The sequence below is a fragment of the Azospirillum sp. A23 genome (assembly GCF_042938965.1).
Classification (GTDB): Bacteria; Pseudomonadota; Alphaproteobacteria; order Azospirillales; family Azospirillaceae; genus Azospirillum; species Azospirillum melinis.
The window spans coordinates 862,501-880,693 of the sequence record NZ_CP170666.1 but is presented as its reverse complement, the minus strand read 5'-3'; the positions used below and the strand labels follow the sequence as shown (position 1 = coordinate 880,693).

The 18,193-nt window shown below is 68.2% G+C and carries 14 protein-coding genes (1 of these 14 cut by a window edge); 5 read left to right on the top strand and 9 right to left on the bottom strand.

The annotated features are described in order from the left end of the window. The first annotated feature begins 263 nt into the window (after positions 1 to 263). Positions 264 to 1,646 carry a YcjX family protein gene (locus ABNQ40_RS12870; RefSeq protein ID WP_391346762.1) on the top strand — a complete coding sequence of 461 codons (1,383 nt, stop codon included), beginning with the start codon at positions 264 to 266 and terminating at the stop codon, positions 1,644 to 1,646. Further along, entirely contained in the window at positions 1,643 to 2,665 is a 1,023-nt protein-coding gene (locus ABNQ40_RS12865) for a TIGR01620 family protein (RefSeq protein WP_109049738.1), read from the top strand. The genes ABNQ40_RS12870 and ABNQ40_RS12865 overlap by 4 nt, the downstream gene beginning before the upstream one ends. A 6-nt stretch (positions 2,666 to 2,671) precedes the next feature. Here the strand turns inward: ABNQ40_RS12865 and ABNQ40_RS12860 are convergent, their stop codons facing one another. The 8 genes from ABNQ40_RS12860 to ABNQ40_RS12825 all read right to left on the bottom strand — a co-directional run bounded on the left by ABNQ40_RS12860 (position 2,672) and on the right by ABNQ40_RS12825 (position 13,085). Then, positions 2,672 to 3,223 (bottom strand): arsenate reductase ArsC, encoded by a 552-nt coding sequence (locus ABNQ40_RS12860; protein WP_109049739.1) that lies wholly within the window; start codon positions 3,221 to 3,223, stop codon positions 2,672 to 2,674. Between the two features lie 114 nt (positions 3,224 to 3,337). Beyond that, positions 3,338 to 4,036 carry a pirin family protein gene (locus ABNQ40_RS12855; RefSeq protein WP_109049740.1) on the bottom strand — a complete coding sequence of 233 codons (699 nt, stop codon included), beginning with the start codon at positions 4,034 to 4,036 and terminating at the stop codon, positions 3,338 to 3,340. A 119-nt stretch (positions 4,037 to 4,155) separates the two neighbouring features. Next, complete coding sequence (locus ABNQ40_RS12850) at positions 4,156 to 5,604, bottom strand: ATP-binding protein (protein WP_109049741.1); 1,449 nt, start codon at positions 5,602 to 5,604, stop codon at positions 4,156 to 4,158. 93 nt (positions 5,605 to 5,697) lie between these two features. Next, positions 5,698 to 6,378, bottom strand: a complete 681-nt coding sequence (locus ABNQ40_RS12845) for an RluA family pseudouridine synthase (protein ID WP_109049742.1) — start codon at positions 6,376 to 6,378, stop codon at positions 5,698 to 5,700. A 7-nt stretch (positions 6,379 to 6,385) separates the two neighbouring features. Further along, positions 6,386 to 6,703 (bottom strand): CcdB family protein, encoded by a 318-nt coding sequence (locus tag ABNQ40_RS12840; RefSeq protein WP_109049743.1) that lies wholly within the window; start codon positions 6,701 to 6,703, stop codon positions 6,386 to 6,388. Further along, entirely contained in the window at positions 6,700 to 6,942 is a 243-nt protein-coding gene (locus tag ABNQ40_RS12835) for a type II toxin-antitoxin system CcdA family antitoxin (protein WP_109049744.1), read from the bottom strand. Before ABNQ40_RS12835 ends, ABNQ40_RS12840 begins: the two co-directional genes overlap by 4 nt. Positions 6,943 to 7,084: 142 nt before the next feature. Next, positions 7,085 to 8,710 (bottom strand): fumarate hydratase, encoded by a 1,626-nt coding sequence (locus tag ABNQ40_RS12830; RefSeq protein ID WP_109049745.1) that lies wholly within the window; start codon positions 8,708 to 8,710, stop codon positions 7,085 to 7,087. A 256-nt stretch (positions 8,711 to 8,966) separates the two neighbouring features. After that, a complete protein-coding gene (locus ABNQ40_RS12825) occupies positions 8,967 to 13,085 on the bottom strand; it encodes a Pls/PosA family non-ribosomal peptide synthetase (RefSeq protein ID WP_109049746.1) in 4,119 nt (1,372 codons plus the stop codon). 723 nt (positions 13,086 to 13,808) lie between these two features. Between ABNQ40_RS12825 and ABNQ40_RS12820 the strand changes: the two genes are divergently transcribed. Both ABNQ40_RS12820 and ABNQ40_RS12815 read left to right on the top strand, forming a co-directional pair. Next, positions 13,809 to 14,588: an SDR family NAD(P)-dependent oxidoreductase gene (locus ABNQ40_RS12820; RefSeq protein WP_391346756.1), complete on the top strand. Its 780-nt coding sequence runs from the start codon at positions 13,809 to 13,811 to the stop codon at positions 14,586 to 14,588. 53 nt (positions 14,589 to 14,641) lie between these two features. After that, complete coding sequence (locus ABNQ40_RS12815) at positions 14,642 to 15,922, top strand: MFS transporter (RefSeq protein WP_109049747.1); 1,281 nt, start codon at positions 14,642 to 14,644, stop codon at positions 15,920 to 15,922. Between the two features lie 7 nt (positions 15,923 to 15,929). Here the strand turns inward: ABNQ40_RS12815 and ABNQ40_RS12810 are convergent, their stop codons facing one another. After that, entirely contained in the window at positions 15,930 to 16,412 is a 483-nt protein-coding gene (locus tag ABNQ40_RS12810; protein WP_391346753.1) for an Lrp/AsnC family transcriptional regulator, read from the bottom strand. A 133-nt stretch (positions 16,413 to 16,545) separates the two neighbouring features. Between ABNQ40_RS12810 and ABNQ40_RS12805 the strand changes: the two genes are divergently transcribed. Further along, positions 16,546 to 18,193, top strand: partial view of a transketolase gene (locus ABNQ40_RS12805; protein WP_391346751.1) — the 5' portion only. The gene runs 764 nt beyond the window's last position; the window shows 1,648 of its 2,412 coding nt (coding positions 1–1,648); it begins with the start codon at positions 16,546 to 16,548; its stop codon lies off the right edge, out of view.

Genomic DNA, 18,193 nt, shown 5'->3' with positions numbered 1-18,193 from the left:
CCCTCTCCCCGGGGGGGAGAGGGAAAATCCCCCGACCGTGCCGGCGTTTTCATCCCGCCGTTACCCGCGTCCCCGCATCCATGGTAGCGTTCTCACCGGCCCCCACCAGCGGAGGTTCCCGCCGATGCCGCCCGGACTGAACAGTGAACACACCCCCGAAAACCGTTCCATGCTGTTCCAAACGTCGCATTCCACACCCCCTCGCATCGCGCTTGGCCGACCCCATATAGGGCCGGTCATCGGCCAGACGTGAACGACCGCCCGTGCGCATTCCCGACCTGAACAGCCTCTACGACGCCGGCAGCCGGCTTCTTCTGAAATCGACGGTGCGCGTCGGCGTCACCGGGCTGCGGCGGGCGGGCAAGACCGTCTTCGTCACCGCCATCGTCGACAACCTGCTGAAGAGCGGGCGGCTGCCCTTCATGGATGTCGTCTCGTCCGGCCGCTTCCAGGCGGCGCGGCTGCGGCCGCAGCCCGATCCCGACGTGCCGCGCTTCGATTTCGAAGGCCATCTCGCCGCCCTGACCGGCCCCGACCCCCATTGGCCGGAGCCGACGCGCGGCATCGGCCAGATGCGCGTCTCGCTGCGCTACCGTCCGGATTCGGCGCTGAAGCGCACCGTGCAGCCGATGGCGACGCTCAATCTCGACCTCGTCGATTATCCCGGCGAATGGCTGCTCGACCTGCCGCTGCTGCGCCAGAGCTTCGCGGAATGGAGCACCCAGACCCTCGAACTCGCTGCCCGTCCGCCGCGCGACGAGCTGTCCGCCTCCTGGCGCGGCTGGCTCGCCAGCATCGACCCGGCCGCTCCGGCGGAAGAGGAGGCCGCGCGGCGCGGGGCGGCGCTCTACACCGACTATCTCCATGCCTGCCGCCGCGCCGACACGCTGCTCAGCCTGATCCAGCCCGGCCGCTTCGTCGAACCCGGCGACATGAAGGACGCGCCGCTGCTGACCTTCTGTCCCCTGCATGGCGGCCAGCGGGGCAGGGGAAGCCTGTGGGCGCTGATGGAGGAGCGGTACGAGGCCTACAAGACCAACGTCGTCCGCCGCTTCTTCGCCGAGCATTTCGCCCGGCTCGACCGCCAGATCGTGCTGATCGACGTGCTGGGCGCGCTGAATGCCGGCCCCGCCGGGATGGCCGACATGAAGCGGGCGCTGGAGTTGAGCCTGGAGCCGTTCCGCCACGGTTCGTCGGGCTGGCTCGACTGGCTGTTCGGCAGCAAGATCGACCGCGTGCTGTTCGCCGCGACCAAGGCCGACCACATCGCCGCCCACCAGCATGCCCAGTTGCGGGCATTGCTCGACCGGCTGGTCGGCGACGCCCGCAACGCCATCCGCTTCGAAGGCGCCCAGGTCGAGACCATGGCCATCGCCGCGCTGAAATGCACCGAGAGCGTGGTGACGGAACATGAGGGCCGGCAACTGCGCTGCGTCCGCGGCGTTCCCGTCGGGCGCGACCGTCCGACCGTGCTGTTCCCCGGCGAGATTCCGGAGGATGCCGAGGCCTTCCCGCCCGGCCGCGACCGTCCTTACAACTTCCTGGCCTTCCGCCCGCCCGACGACCTCGGCCGCGACCCGCGCGGCCTGCCGCACATCCGCGTCGACCAGGCCCTGCAATTCCTTCTCGGGGACTATCTGACGTGACGGAGCGCGAAACCGCCCCCCGCAAGCCGTCGTCGGGCTGGATTCCGCCGATGGAACTGGAGCTCGACCGCGCCGCGCCGGTGCCGGCGGAGGAGGAAGCCGCCCTGCTGACCGGCTCCGGCGATCCCGCCGACCTGCTGCCGGCCCCGGCCACGCCGGTGCGGACCACGCGCAGGCTGGGGCGCTGGCTGTTCGGGGCGCTGGCGGCGCTGGTTCTGGTGGCGCTGGGCTTCGACACCGCCGACCTGCTGGCCCGCGCCTTCGCCACCAGCCTCGCGCTGGGCGTGCTGGTCGGCTTGCTGGCCGCCACCGCCGGCATCGCGGCCCTGGCGATGCTGGTGACCGAGCTGCTGTCGCTCCGCCGCCTGCGCCGCATCGAGGAGCTGCGGGCCGAGGCCGGCCGGCTGGAGCTGGACGCCCCCGGCGGCCGGGCCGACCGTTTTGCCGGATCGCTGGTGGCGCTCTATGCCGACCGGCGGGAACTGGCCCCGGCGCTTGCCCGCGTGCGCGACCATGTCACCGACGCCCATGACGAGCATGAGGTGGTCCGTCTGCTCGACCGCGAGGTGCTGAGCCCGCTCGACCGCGCCGCCTATCAGCGGGTGCTGCGCGCCTCGCGCGACACCGCCGTCGCCACCGCGCTGAGCCCGGCGGCTCTGCTGGATTTCGCGGTGGTTCTCTGGCGCAACCTGAAGCTGGTGCGGGAGATCGCCGCACTCTATGGCGCCCGGCCCGGCTATGTCGGCTCGCTGCGGCTTCTGCGCCGGATGCTCGCCAACATCGCCGTCGCCGGGGTGGCGGAAAGCGCCCACCATGTGGCGGTGGAGGCGCTGGGCGGGTCGCTCGCCGCCGCCATTTCCACCCGGATGGGGCAGGGGGTGATCAACGGCCTGCTGACCGCGCGGGTCGGGCTGACCGCCATGCACCTGTGCCGCCCCATCGCCTTCGGCCCGGACAACCGTCCCAGCCTGAACCGGATCAGGAAGGAGCTGTTGTCCTTGCCCAAGCAGGTATTGTGAGTGCCCTCAGGCGTCGGCCATCGCGTCCGCTTCGGAGCCATGGCCGGTGCCGAAGGCACCATGGACGGTGCCGATGGCATGCAGCGAGCTTTGCAGGGTCAGCCGGTCCAGCTGCTCCACCCGTAGGCTGGCGAAGATCTTGATGCGGCTTTCCAGCTCCACATAGGTGCGGCGGAAGGCCATGCGGATGCGGTCCTCCGTCCCGCTGGCGGCCGACGGATCCTCGACCCCCCAATGGGCGGTCAGCGGCGTGCCGTTCCACACAGGGCACATCTCGCCTGCGGCCTGATCGCAGACCGTGAAGACGAAATCCAGCGCCGGCGCATCCGGCCGGGAGAACTCGTCCCAGCTTTTGGAGCGCAGGCCCTCGGTCGGCAGGTTGAAGGCCTTCAGCGTCGCCAGCGTGTGCGGGTTGATCTGGCCCGACGGATGGCTGCCGGCCGACCACGCGTGGAAGCGGCCGGCGCCCCACCGCCGCATCAGGCATTCCGCCATGATGCTGCGTGCCGAATTGTGGGTGCAGAGAAACAGGGCGTTGTAGGTTTTCTGCTCGGTCATCGCCAACCCCAGGGTTCGGCCCGCCGGCAGGGTGTCGGCGGGAACGGGACGGCGGCACTCTGCAGCCTGCCCCGCTCCCGGTTCAAATCAAGCTTTTATGTCAAGTTTGACACCTTATGCGAGGTCGAAGACCAGCACTTCGGCCTCGTCCGCCCGGTCCAGCGTCACCGCCTCCTCGTTCGACAGCGCTGCGCCGTCGCCGGTCTTCAGCAGGGTGCCGTTCAGATGGACCCAGCCGCGGGCGACCTGGACCCAGGCATGGCGGCCGGGGCGCAGCGGCAGCGTGGCGCTTTCCTCGCCGTCCAGCAGGGCGGCGTACAGATCGACATCCTGATGGATGACGGTGCTGCCGTCGCGCCCGTCACGCGACCCGACCAGCTTCAGCGTGCCGCGCTTCTGCTCGGCCGGGAAGTCCGCCTGCTGGTAGCCGGGCGCCAGATTGTTGGCCTCCGGCAGGATCCAGATCTGGAGGAAATGCACCGGTTCGGTGTCCGACGCATTGTACTCGCTGTGGCGGATGCCGCGGCCGGCGCTCATCACCTGGACCTCGCCGGGACGGATCACCGACCCGGTGCCGATGGAGTCCTTATGCTCCAGCGCGCCGTTCAGCACGTAGGAGACGATCTCCATGTTGGCATGCCCATGGGTGGGGAAGCCGGCGCCGGGGATCACCCGATCCTCGTTGATGACCCGCAGGGCGCGGAAGCCCATATGGCCGGGATCGAAGTAATGGCCGAACGAGAAGCTGTGGTTGCTGTTCAGCCAACCCATGTTGGCGACCCCACGCTCGTCGCGATGGCGAATGGTGATCATGATTGAACCCTCCGTACCGTTGGGGTGTGTGCCCTTGTCTGGAGGGGAATTTGGCACCGGACAACAATTCGAACAATCCAGCGCCTTTACATCAGATCGTTCCCTGTGACGCGACAATCTCACCCTGCCAGCGGCACGCCCACGGCGAACACGGTTCCGCGCCCTTCCACCGACCGCACCGTCACCGGATGCCCCAGCAGCCGGGCCAGACGTTCGACGATGGCGAGGCCGAGACCGATGCCCTCGCTGCGGTCGCGGTCGGGACGGTCGAGCTGGACGAACTCCTCGAAGATGCGCTGGCGGTCGGGTTCGGCGATGCCGCGGCCGGTGTCGTAGACCTCGATCCACAGCGTGTCGCCGCGGGTGCGGCAGCCGACCAGCACGCCGCCGCTCTCGGTATAGCGGATGGCGTTGGCGATCAGGTTGCGGACGATCCGCTCCAGCAGGGCCGGATCGCTGCGCACGACCGCATCGGTCGGGATGGCCCGCAGCCGCAGACCCTTCGCCTCTGCCTGTCCGGTGAACTCGGCCTCGAGCTGGTCGAGCAGGGGGGAGAGCGGCAGGTCGGCCGGCTTCGGCGACACCACCCCCGATTCCAGCTTGGAAATGTCGAGGATGGCGTTCAGCAGGTCGCGCATCGACCGTTGCGCCGCCTTCAGGTCGATCAGCAGGGCCGCCGCCTTGGCGCTCTGCGGCTGGCGTTCCAGCATGCCGGTGAACATGCCGATGGCCTGCAGGGGCTGTTGCAGGTCGTGGCTGGCATGGGCGAGGAAACGGGACTTCGCCCGGTGCGCCTGCTCCGCCGCGGTCTTGGCGGTGTGCAGTTCGGCCGTCCGTTCGCGCACCTGCTGTTCCAGCGTGGCGTTGGCACTCTCGATGGTTTCCGCCATGCGCAGGATTTCGGTGAATTGCCGGCGCACCTGCCGCGTCATCGGCCGGAAGATCGCCAGGGCCTCCACCGCCAGGATCAGAAGAGTGATCAGCAGAGCCGCCAATCCCAGCCGGTGCAGGGTCTGAAAGCCCGCCTCGCCCTCCTCCTGGTAGAGCGCGACCATCTCCTCCAGCCGGTCCAGCAGCGGACCGAGCGCCTGGGCGGTGATGCGGTCGGCCTCGGCAGGGTCCGGCGGCCGGCCGGCCGCGGCGGCGACGATGACGCGGCGCAAGGCGGCGATATGCCCGGTCACCACCGGGTCGAGCGGGTCGGGGCCGCTGAAGAACAAATCACGCGGCGGCGGACCCAGCGGCGGGCCTTCCTCCGGCCCGGCTTGGCCGCTCAGGCGCCGGTGGGTGGCCTCGAACAGGCCCGTTGCCTCGTCCAGCCGCTGGGCAAGGTCGGCGCGCACCGCCGGATCGGTGGCGCTCTTCAGCTGCTCCACCAGCAGGGCCGTCCGTTGCGACAGCATGCGCTGGCGGCCGGAGACGTTGACGACCTCCAGCATGCGTTCGTGCTGGCCGATCACCCGCTCGGTCATGACGAATCCGGCCAGCGTGCCCAGCGCGATCAAAGTCAGCGCCAGGGCGTAGCGCAGGGTCATCCAACGGGCTGTCGTCGTGCCGATCGGTATCATGCGCTCGTCCCCCGGGCTGTGATCGCCCCAATGCCGACACCGATCATGGGGCAGCCTGCCGCATCGCAGCAAGGCCAGAGCGTGGCGGCGACGCTATGACGCTTCGGTAAAGCCGCAAGCCTCCAAGGCCGCCCGCATGTGCGGCGGAACCGGGGCCACGGCGCCGACCGGGTCGCGCTTGGGATAGAGCGGCAGGGAGATGGCGCGGGAGTGCAGGTGCAGCGGCTTGCCGTCCGGCCCGCCATATTGCGGGTCGCCGACCAGCGGGCAGCCGATGGACGCGCAATGGACGCGGATCTGGTGAGTCCTGCCGGTGTGCGGCGTCAGTTCCAGCCAGGTCAGCCCATCGGCCTGCCCGCGCACGACATAGTCGGTGACCGCCACCTGCCCGTCGGGTGAACCGACGATGCGCCAGCCGCCGGTCTTGTTGGACACCTTGGCGAGCGGCAGCTCGATCCGCCCGGACTCCTGCGGCGGCGTGCCGGCGACCACCGCCCAATAGGTCTTATCGACCTTGCCGTTCTGGAACAGGATGCCGATCTTGCGCAGCGCCTTGGCATGGCGGCCGAGGATCAGGCAGCCCGACGTGTCGCGGTCCAGCCGGTGGGCCAGCGATGGCGGCTTGGGAAAGCCGAAACGCAGCGCGTCGAAATGCCGCTCCAGGTTCGGTCCGCCGGCGGGACCGGCATGGACCGGCAGCCCGGCGGGCTTGTCGAGGATCAGCATCAGCCCGTCACGGTACAGGATGCGGTCTTGGATTTGGGCGGGTGTCACGGGCTACTCATCCCCAGGCACGGGAAATCAAAAGATCGATGGCGGCGATGATACGGTCGCTGTCGTCGGCGAGGGAGCAGACCTTCTCACCGAGCCGTTCGGTGCGAACCGTCACGGTCTGTAGTGGATGAAGAACCACCGAGCGTCCATCGATTTCAAAAGACGGATTCAATTCAGGATCGATGGGAGGTTCCGCGCGTTTGTCGATCATTGGAATGACGACGCGGCTCAGTGCTCTGTCGAACCTTCCCGATTGAATGACAACCACAAAAGGAGTCGTCTGTCGGCCAGCGCCGGTGTTTCTATGGACGTCGAACTGGCTCATAAGATGTCATCGACATGCTGGTCCGCGAAAGACCCATGTTTTTCATCGAAGCGGTTCCATGCGTCGATCACGTCATCCAGGCGACGCTCACGATCCGCCTTCGCCACCTCGTCGGCCAGCATCTTTTCGACCCGTTCCGACAGGTCGCCGGGAAGGGACTGGGCGCGTTGCAGGATGTCCTCGTCCAGCGACAGGGTGATGTCCCGCTTCGGCGCGCGCCGGTCATGGACACCGTCCATTGCAAAGTCCTCCCCGATCCCGATGCCCCGATCCCGATGCGATGAAGATAGGCGCCCCCGGTGCCATCCCGCAAGCGGGCAGGGAAAAGGGCGCGGGGCCTCTCGCAAGGCGCCGCGCCCCTTCACGTCCTGTCAGCCCGGATCAGGCCAGCTTCAACTCCTTGAAGAAGTCGTTGCCCTTGTCGTCGACGATGATGAAGGCGGGGAAGTCCTCCACCTCGATGCGCCAGATGGCTTCCATGCCGAGTTCGGGATACTCGACGCACTCCACCTTCTTGATGCAGTCCTGGGCCAGACGGGCGGCGGCGCCGCCGATGGAGCCGAGATAGAAGCCGCCATGCTGCTTGCAGGCCGCCGTCACTTCCGCGCTGCGGTTGCCCTTGGCCAGCATGACCATGGAGCCGCCGGCCGCCTGGAACTGGTCGACGAAGCTGTCCATGCGGCCGGCCGTCGTCGGCCCGAAGGAGCCCGAGGCGTAGCCTTCCGGCGTTTTGGCCGGGCCGGCATAGTAGATCGGGTGGTTCTTGAAGTAATCCGGCAGCGGCTCGCCGGCGTCCAGGCGGGCGCGTAGCTTGGCGTGGGCCAGATCGCGGGCGACGATCAGCGGGCCGGTCAGCGACAGGCGGGTGCGGATCGGGTACTGGCTCAGTGTGGCGCGGATCTGCTCCATCGGCTGGTTCAGGTCGATCTTGACGACGTCGCCCGACAGATGCTCGTCACCGATCTCCGGCAGATACTGGGCCGGATCGGTCTCCAGCTGTTCCAGGAAGATGCCGTCCTTGGTGATCTTGCCCACCGCCTGACGGTCGGCCGAGCAGGACACGCCAATGCCGATCGGCATCGAGGCGCCGTGGCGCGGCAGGCGGATGACACGGACGTCGTGGCAGAAATACTTGCCGCCGAACTGGGCGCCGATGCCCATGTTCTGGGTCAGCTTGTGGACCTCGGCCTCCATCGCCAGATCGCGGAAGGCGTGCGCATCCTCGCCGCCCTCGGTCGGCAGATTGTCGAGATAGCGGGCCGAGGCCAGCTTCACCGTCTTCAGGTTCTGCTCCGCCGACAGGCCGCCGATGACGATGGCGAGATGGTAGGGCGGGCAGGCCGAGGTGCCGAGATAGCGGATCTTGTCTTCCAGGAATTTCAGCAGCCGGTCGGGCGCCAGAACCGACGGCGTGGCCTGATGCAGGAAGGTCTTGTTGGCCGACCCGCCGCCCTTGGCCATGAACAGGAACTTGTAATAGTCCTCGCCCTCGGAATAGATGTCGATCTGCGCCGGCAGGTTGTTGCGGGTGTTCTTCTCCTCATACATGGAGATCGGCGCCAGCTGGCTGTAGCGCAGGTTGCGCTTCAGGTAGGCGTCGCGGGCCCCTTCCGACAGGGCGGTCTCGTCGCCGCCCTTGGTCCAGACGCGGCGGCCCTTCTTGCCCATGATGATGGCGGTGCCGGTGTCCTGGCACATCGGCAGGGTGCCGGCGGCGGCGATGTTGGCGTTCTTCAGCAGGTCGAGCGCCACGAAGCGGTCGTTGGCCGACGCCTCCGGATCGTCCAGGATCTTGGCGAGCTGGGCCAGATGGCCCGGACGCAGCAGATGGTTGATGTCGGAGAAGGCAGCCTCGGCCAGCAGGCGCAGACCTTCCGGCTCGACCTTCAGGATCTGCTCGCCGTCGAATTCGACGACCGAGACGTGATCCGAGGTCAGCTTGCGGTAGGTCGTGTCGTCCTTGGCGAGCGGAAACAGGCCGCGGGCTGAGGCGATGTCGTCGGGCATTGGGGCGTTCCTTCATGACGATCCAACGGCCGCCATTCGCCTCCGCGGGACAAGGCCCGGCCGGACGCGCGAAGGGGGCAGGCCGCGCTCGGCCCCCCTTATACACCGCTGTGGGACGTAAACAACCATCGGCGGGAAGAGCGGCGCGCGACGGTTTGTCGTCAGATGAATGAAGGGCCGAAGGCAGGCAAAAGAAAAGGCCGGTACACCGCAATGGTAATACCAGCCTTTTCTTCCCGTCACTGACGCCGGCTGTTTACGCCGCCGCCTTCACCCGCTTGTCGACCGCCGCATGGGCCTGCGGTGCCGGCTCGGCCGGGGCCCCGACCCACTCGCCGTGGGCGGGGATTTCCTCACCCTTCATCACCAGGGTCAGCGGGCCCAGGCGGGCGAAGTCGCCGACATGGGTGTCATAGAGCACCGTGGCGCCGGCCCCGACGGTGACGCCGGTCCCGACCGACACCCGGCCGACCTTCATCACGCGGTCCTCGTACAGGTGGGTCTGCAAGGCCGACAGGGCGTTGATCGCGCTGTAGTCGCCGACCGACACGCAGTCGAACTCGGTGATGTCGGTGGTGTCCATGTAGACGCCCTGGCCGAACTTCGTGCCGAACAGGCGCAGCACCCAGGGCAGCATCGGCGTGCCGCGCAGATGGTCGAGCAGGACCTTGCCGGCCAGACCCCAATAGAGCACGGCCACCGCCTCGGTCCGCATGGCCCACCAGGACCACATCGGCTTCATGGTGGGGGCGTAACGGCCCATCAGCAGCCACTTCACCAGCGCCACCACCAGCACCATCGCGGTGGGAATGGCGACGCTGACCGCCAGGAACTGCCAGGCGAAGGCGCCCCAGCGCTGGTCGAGGATGGCGGGAGCGAAGAACTCCACCGCGAAGGTGCCGAAGGTGATGAACAGCATCGACGGCATCGACAGGCTGAACGCCTCGAACACGGCGCGTCCCAGACGGCGGGCGCGCGACGGCTCGAAGGTCCAGTTGGCCGATACGTTGTCGAACTTCTGGCGCACCGGCAGCTTGATCGGCGGGCTGCCGAACCAGGTGTCGCCGGCCTGCATCTCGGCATTCGCCGGCGGCTTGGACTTGATACCGATCAGCGTGCCGGTGGGGATGGAGGCGCCCGGCGGCACCACGGCGTCATTGCCGACGAACACACGGGCTTCGGTCTTCACCGGCTGCAGATGCATCCAGCCGCGGCGGATGTCCTCGTCGCCCAGAACCACCTCGTCGGCGATGAAGCACTTCTCGCCGATCTCCACCAGATCGTAGCGGCCGGCGAGGTTGGTCGAGATCTCGGCGTCGCGGCCGATCTTGGCGCCCATCAGGCGGTACCAGGCCCGCATGTAGACGGTGGCGTAGAGCGAGCTGAGGGTTTCCAGCATCACCTCGGTCGCCAGCGCCACGACCCATTTGCGGACGTAGAACCAGCTGTGGACCGAGTAGGAGCCGGCCTCCACCTTCGGCAGCACGATCCAGCGCATGGCGGCGATCAGCAGCACGGTGAAGGCCACCAGGAACATGGCGGTCGGCCACGCGATGGCGGGGACGTAGTAGAGGTAGTTGACCTTGAACACCCCGCCCATCCAGGCGTCGAGCTTGTCGAACAGGTAGAAGGCCGGAAAGATCGGGATCAGCGCCACCGGCGGCAGGCCGACCAGGGCGACCAGATAGATCAGCGTCTGGGCGGCGCGCTTGACGACGCCGGCGCGCGGCTCCTCGGGAAGGGCGGTGCGGTCGACGGTGCCGACCTTGCGGGCGGGCGAACCGTCCCACTGTTCATAATCGCCGGTGTGGGTGCCGGCGGCCAGCGCGGTCAGGTCGGCCAGTTCGGTGCTCTTGCCGACGACGGCGTCGTGGCCGATGACGCAGGAGGTGCCGATATAGGCGTCCTCGCCGATCTCGATGGTGCCGATCACCAGCTCGTTGCCGATCACCTCGGCATTGGCCATCTTCACCTTGCCGCCGGTCGAGGCGCCGCGGCCGATGCTGACCAGATCGATGGCGCCGGATTCGAACTCGCCGATCATCGCATCGGCGCCGATCTTGGCGCCGAGCGCGCGCAGGAGCAGCCGCATTACCGGCGACCCCTGGAACCACTTCAGGTGGACCAGCGCGATGAAGCGCTGGGCCAGCCACCAGCGGTAATAATAGACGCCCCACAGCGGGTAGCGGCCCGGCTTGGTCCGGCCGATGATCAGCCATTTCGCCGCGACGGCGATGACCACGGTGGCGATGTTGATGACGACGTAGACGCCGAACATCGTGGTGATTTCGCCGAGGATTCCGGCATCCTCGCCGGACAGCAGCATGTAGCTGACGAACACGCCCAGCCACTGCACCGTCATCAGCGCCAGGATGATCGGCAGCGCCGCGGCCTGGGCCAGTCCGCACAGCAGCCGGCGGGCCAGCGGCGGCGGATCGAAGGACAGGTCGGCCGGCTTGGCGCCGTGACCCGCCGGAGCCTTGGCGTCCAGCCGTTCGGCCATCGCCCGCAGCGTGCGGGCGCCATAGACGTCCTGAAGGGTCAGGCCGGCCAGCCCGGCGGTCTCGCGCACCGCCGAGACGAAGCGCGCCGCCAGCAGCGAATGGCCGCCCAGGTCGAGGAAGAAGTCGGCCTCCAGCGGGATCGACTGGCCGGGGAAGACACGGCGGGCGGCCTCCAGCAGCGTCGCCTCGGTCGGGCTGCGCGGCTCCTCCTGCTCGCCCGCACCGGCATCCTCGGTCAGGGCCATCGCCTGAAGCGTCTTGCGGTCGGCCTTGCCGGAGGTCAGGCGCGGCAGTTCCGCCACCTGTTCATAGTGCGCGGGCACCATGTAGGCGGGCAACTGCGCCCGCAGCGTGTCGCGGAGCGCGGTCTTGTCGAGGGAGGCCCCAGGCTGTGCGACCAGGAAGGCGACCAGACGGTCCATCCCGTTGTCGGTGCGCAGGACCACCGTGGCCTGGGCGACGCCCGGCAGGTCGGTCAGCTTCGCCTCGATCTCGCCCAGCTCCAGCCGGAAGCCGCGGATCTTCACCTGATCGTCGATGCGGCCATGGAAGCGCAGGTTGCCGTCGGCATCGACGCTGACCGCATCGCCGGAGCGGTAGAGCAGCGGATCCGGATGTGGGCTTGGCGTACCGGAGCGGAACGGGTTGGCGATGAACTTCTCCGCCGTCAGCTCCGGCCGGCCGAGATAGCCCTGGGCCACGCCGGGGCCGCCGATCAGCAGCTCGCCCTGGGTGCCGGGGGCCACCGGCTGTAACGCCTCGTCCACCACATAGCAGGTGTAGTTGGGGATCGGGCGGCCGATGGTGACGGGGGTGTCGGGATGGACCTCGGCCACCGTGGCGACGACGGTCGCCTCGGTCGGGCCATAGCTGTTGAACAGGCGCCGGCCCGGCCGGCACCAGCGCGACGCGACGGCCGGCGGGCAGGCCTCGCCGCCCAGGATGACGACGCGCAGCGACGGAATGTCCTTCGGCAGCATCGCCAGCAGGGTGGGGACGGTGTCCAGCACGGTGACGCCGGCCTCGGTCAGCACGTCGGCCAGCCGGTCGGCCTCGTCCAGAACCTGGCGGCTGGCGACCCACAGGGTGGCGCCGGCCAGATAGGGGACGAAGATCTCCTCGAGCGACAGGTCGAAGGCCACCGAGGCGCCCTGGAACGCCACGTCGTCGGCGGTGATGCCGTAGACGCTGTTGGCGGCGCGCAGGTAATGGCAGATGTTGCGGTGGCTGATGACGATGCCCTTGGGCTTGCCGGTCGAGCCCGAGGTGTAGATGGCATAGGCCGGACTGTCCGGCGTCACCCCGTCGGCCCGCAGGTCGAACGGCTCCTCGCTGTCGCTCAGCACATCGCCGATGCGCAGGACCTGGACGTCGGCGCCGCTTGCTGCCAGCGTCGCCGCCTTGGTGCCGGTCACCAGATCGATCAGGATCGCCGGGGCGGCGCAGTCGGTCAGGCTGACCGCCACGCGCTCCGCCGGGGCATCGGCGTCGAAGGGCAGATAGGCGGCGCCGGCCTTCAGGATGCCCAGCAGCGCCACATGCAGGTCGAGCGACCGCGCCATCCACAGCCCGACGAAGCAGCCGGGGCCGATCCCGCGCGCCCGCAGGCCGTGGGCGACCCGGTTGGCGCGCGCGTCCAGCTCGGCATAGGTGACGCGCCGGCCTTCATAGACGATGGCCGTGCGGTCCGGATGCGCCGCCGCGGTCGCCTGTGGGATGTCGGACAGCAGTTCGTCGCGCAGAAGGGACGGATCGACCCGGCCGCTCAGCGTCGGGACCGTCGGAGTGGCGGTCCACGGAGCGGAGATCGTCGATTGACCGGCCGGGGAAACATCGGTCGGGCCGTTGGCCCGCGCAGTCAGCAGAGTCACGCTGTGTCAGCCTTCCAAAAGGAATCAGCGCGGTGGCGCCAAACGGACCCGATCGGCATACGGTCCCGGCGGTCGGCTGAACGCGGCAATGGGCCGCTCGCAAGTTGTGGCGCTTTATGGTTAACGAATGCTTGCCGCTCGGCGTGTCGGCACCCGTACCGATGGGAGATGACAAGTCTTGGGCTGCCCAAGCGCTGCGAAAGCAACATTCGCCCAACCGAAAGAAAGTGGAAGACCCGACGGCACCGGATACATGCAGTTACATGAACGGGCATGTTCGCGCCTTCATGATCCGTTGTGCGGCAAGGGTCAAGCTTATCCTTGTGGAACTGAACCGAAGGGAAGGGCCCTGTGTCGGGGCCATCACATGCCCTGCCGAAGGACCCGCGGACCGGTGACTTGCGGCGTGGATGATGCCATGCGCAGTTCCGGTTGCCGCTGTCGGGCGGTGTCGCAACCAAGACCAGAATAAGCCTCCCGAATGGGTGGGCGTTCACGGCCCGTGGCCGCCGGTTCCCCGCGGTTCCCGTCCGTTCCGCGCACATGTGGTATCGATTGTGGCGTTGCGCCATTCGGGCGGCGCATGGCTGGGGCTCCGGGAAACCGGGCTCGCCCGCCATTTTCATTATGGACATCATCCAAATCAATATTGATGATGATCGTAATCAATGTTGCCCGGCACCGGCCGGCGCGCACAGGCCGTATGAAGGACAGGAGAGAGCCATGAGCGTTGCGATGAACACGACCGGGGCGGACATGAGCGGGCGGGTTGCCCTGGTCACCGGCGGCACGTCGGGGATCGGGCGGGCGACGGCGCTGGCTTTTGCCGGAGCGGGGGCGACGGTGATCGTCACCGGCCGGCGCGAGGCGGAGGGTCTGGAGACGGTGGAACTGATCGGCCGTGCCGGCGGCACCGGCCATTTCGTCGCCGCCGATGTGGCCGATGGGGCGGAGGTCGCCGCCCTGTTCGAGCGGATCGAGCGCGACCACGGCCGCCTCGACGCCGCCTTCAACAATGCCGGCATCCATCAGGTCGCTCCGGTCACCGACATGGAAGAGGCTGATTTCGACCGCGTCCTGACCGTCAATGTGAAGGGCGTCTGGCTTTGCCTGAAGCATGAGCTGCCGATCATGCTGCGCCAGGGCCGCGGCGCGGTCGTCAACACCGGGTCGGTGCTGGGGCAGATCGGCATGGCCGGCAACGCCGCCTATTCCGCCAGCAAGGCGGCGGTGGAGGGGCTGACCCGCACCGCGGCCATCGAGGTCGCGTCCTTCGGCGTGCGCGTCAACGCCGTCTGCCCGGCGATCATCCAGACGCCGATGACCCAGACCTCCTTCGGCGGCGCCGAGCGGGTGGAGGCGGTGATGGGGCCGCGTCATCCCGTCGGCCGTGTCGGCCGTCCGGAGGAGGTGGCCGCGGCCGTGCTCTGGCTCTGCTCCGATGCCGCCGGCTTCGTCACCGGCCAGTCGATCAACATCGACGGCGGCGTGACCGCTCAATAACAGGCTCCCCTGGAAAGGCCCAATAATAGGCAAGTCACCGGAGATCCCAGCCGATGCTGTCCACCCCCCTCGCCGCCGCCCTGGCGCGGCGCGACATCCACTATGCCTGGGTCGTCGTCGCCGTCACCTTCCTGTCCATGCTGGTGTCGGCCGGGGCGGTCGGCGCGCCCGGCGTCCTGCTGCTGCCGCTCCAGCGGGAATTCGGCTGGGACACCGCCGACATCTCCACCGCCATGGCGATCCGGCTGCTGCTGTTCGGGCTGATGGGGCCCTTCGCCGCCGCGATGATCAACCGCTTCGGCGTCCGCCGCATGGTGCTGTCCTCGCTGACTCTGGTCGGCAGCGGGCTGCTGGCTTCGCTGGCGATGCGGGAGGTCTGGCAGCTGATCCTGCTGTGGGGCTTCGTCGTCGGCTTCGGCACCGGCCTGACCGCCATGGTGCTGGGCGCCACCATCGCCACCCGCTGGTTCGTCGCCCGCCGCGGGCTGGTGATCGGGCTGCTGACGGCCAGTTCGGCCACCGGGCAGCTGGTCTTCATGCCGCTGCTGTCGATGCTGACGGAGGCCTATGGCTGGCGCACCGCCATCGCCCTGCTGTGCAGTCTCATCGCCGTGGCCGCCCTGGCGATGCTGGCGCTGATGCGGGACCGCCCTGCCGATCTCGGCCTGTCCGCCTTCGGCGAGGTCGGGGCCGCGGCTCCTGCCGCCCCGGCCGGCGCCATCCTGTCGGCCGCGCTGGGAGCGTTGCGCGATGCCGCGGGGACGCGGGCTTTCTGGGTTCTGTTCGCGACGTTCTTCATCTGCGGTGCCAGCACCAACGGCCTGATCCAGACCCACCTGATCCCGCTCTGCGTCGATTTCAGCGTGCCGGAGGTGCAGGCCGCCGGCCTGCTGGCCCTGATGGGCATCTTCGACTTCGTCGGCACCGTCGGGTCGGGCTGGCTGTCCGACCGCTACGACAACCGTTGGCTCCTGGTCTGGTATTACGGACTGCGCGGCCTGTCGCTGCTCTATCTGCCCTATTCGGACTTCACCCTCTACGGCCTGTCGGTCTTCGCCGTCTTCTATGGGCTGGACTGGATCGCCACCGTCCCGCCGACCGTGCGCCTGACCGCGGAGCGTTTCGGCCGGGAGCGCGCCAATCTGGTCTTCGGCTGGATTTTCGCCGGCCACCAGTTGGGCGCCGCCACCGCGGCCTTCGGCGCCGGCCTGTCGCGCACCGCGCTGCAGAGCTATCTGCCGGCCTTCGCCACCGCCGGCGCGCTGTGCCTGCTCGCGGCGGTGCTGGTTCCGCTGGTCGGCAGCCGTGCCAAGCCGGCGGCAGCGGCGGAGTGACGGGGCTTTACTCTCCCAGATGCTCCAGCGGCAGGGCGGTGCGGTAGCGCACCTGTTTCAAGGCGAAGCTGGAGCGGATGTTGGCGACGCCGGGGATGCGGGTGAGGTGCTCCTTCAGGAACCGCTCATAGCTGGCGAGGTCCGGCACCACCACCCGCAGCAGGTAATCGGCGTCGCCGGTCATCAGGTAGCATTCCAGCACCTCCGGCCGCGCCATCACCGCCGCCTCGAACCCATCCAGCCGCGCCTCGACCTGCCGCTCCAGGCTGACGCTGACGAAGATGTTGACCGGCAGGTCGACGGAGGCCGGATCGACCAGCGCCACATAGCGGGCGATCACGCCCCCATCCTCCAGCGCCTTGACCCGGCGCAGGCAGGGGGAGGGCGACAGGCCGACCCGCTCCGCCAGTTCGTTGTTGGGCAGCCGGCCGTCCTGCTGGAGTGCGGACAGGATTTTGCGGTCGATGCGGTCGAGGGGCTGTTTTGGCATGAGATGCCGTTTCCCGTATTATCCTGGCATCCGATGCTAAAGCGCAACCGCGGCCGGCGCCACTTCGCAAGCATCTGCCGGATCACAAATGATAGGCTGCTCCAATCATAAACCTGCGTTTGGGAGCAGACCCATGACCGCGAACCAGCCGTCCTCCGCCGATCTCGCCTGCTTGGCAGAGCTGGAGCGAAAGGTACTCTGGCTTGCGTCCTGGACCATCCACAATGCCAACCATGTCCGTCCCAACCTGGACGGGATGAAGATCGGCGGCCATCAGGCCTCCAGCGCTTCGATGTCGACCATCCTGACGGCCCTCTACTTCTCGGCCCTGCGGCCGGAGGACCGGGTGGCGGTGAAGCCCCACGCCAGCCCGATCTTCCACGCCATCCAGTATCTGCTGGGCAACCAGACGCGGGAGAAGCTGGAGAATTTCCGCGGCTACAAGGGCGCCCAGTCCTACCCGTCCCGCACCAAGGACGTGGACGACGTGGATTTCTCCACGGGCTCGGTCGGGCTGGGGGTGGCGCAGACCCTCTTCGCCTCGCTGGTCCAGGATTACCTGAAGGCCAAGGGTTGGGCGCCCGGCCTGCCGGAAGGCCGCATGGTTTCGCTGGTCGGCGACGCCGAGATGGACGAGGGCAACATCTTCGAAGCCCTGCAGGAGGGCTGGAAGCATGGCGTGCGCAACACCTGGTGGATCGTCGACTACAACCGCCAGAGCCTGGACGCGGTGATCCGCGAAGGGCTGTGGGAGCGGCTGGAGAACATCTTCCGCGCCTTCGGCTGGGATGTGGTGATCCTGAAATACGGCACCCTGATGCAGGAGGCGTTCACGGAGCCGGGCGGCGAGCGGCTGCGCCAGTGGATCGACACCTGCCCCAACCAGCTCTATTCGGCCCTGACCTATCAGGGCGGAGCGGCATGGCGCCGCCGTCTGATGGACGATCTGGGCGACCAGGGCGACGTCACCCGCCTGATCGAGCGCCGCAGCGACGAGGAATTGGCCCGGCTGATGGGCAATCTCGGTGGCCATGACCTGCCGTCGCTGCTGGAGGCCTTCGCCCGGGCCCGCGCCCACGACCGGCCGGTCTGCTTCATCGCCTACACCGTCAAAGGGTTCGGCCTGCCGCTGGCCGGCCACAAGGACAACCATTCCGGCCTGCTGACCCGCGAGCAGATGGAGGGCTTCCGCGCCGCCAACAGGGTCCGCGAGGGTCATGAATGGGACCGCTTCGAAGGACTCTCGCTGCCGGACTCCGCCCTGGAGGATTTCCTGCGCCGCGTTCCCTTCGCACAGAAGGGCCGCCGCCGCTACGAGGCGCCGGCGGTCGCCGTGCCGGCCGTGCTGGCGGTGCCGACGCAGAAGAGCCTGTCGACCCAGGCCGCCTTCGGCCTGATCCTGAACGAGATCGGGCGGGAGCGCTCGCCGCTGGCCGAGCGCATCGTCACCACCGCCCCCGACGTCACCGTGTCCACCAACCTCGGCGCCTGGGTGAACCGGCGCGGGCTGTTCGCCAAGAGCGAACTGGCCGACCTGTTCAAGAAGGAACGCATCCCCTCCACCTACAGCTGGGAATTCTCGCCGAAGGGCCAGCATCTGGAGCTGGGCATCGCCAAATTCAACCTGTTCATCCTGCTGTCGGCGCTCGGCCTGTCGCACAGCCTGTTCGGGGAGCGGCTGCTGCCGATCGGCACCGTCTACGACCCCTTCATCATGCGCGGTGCCGATCAGTTGAACTACGCCTGCTATCAGGATGCCCGCTTCATGCTGGTGGCGACCC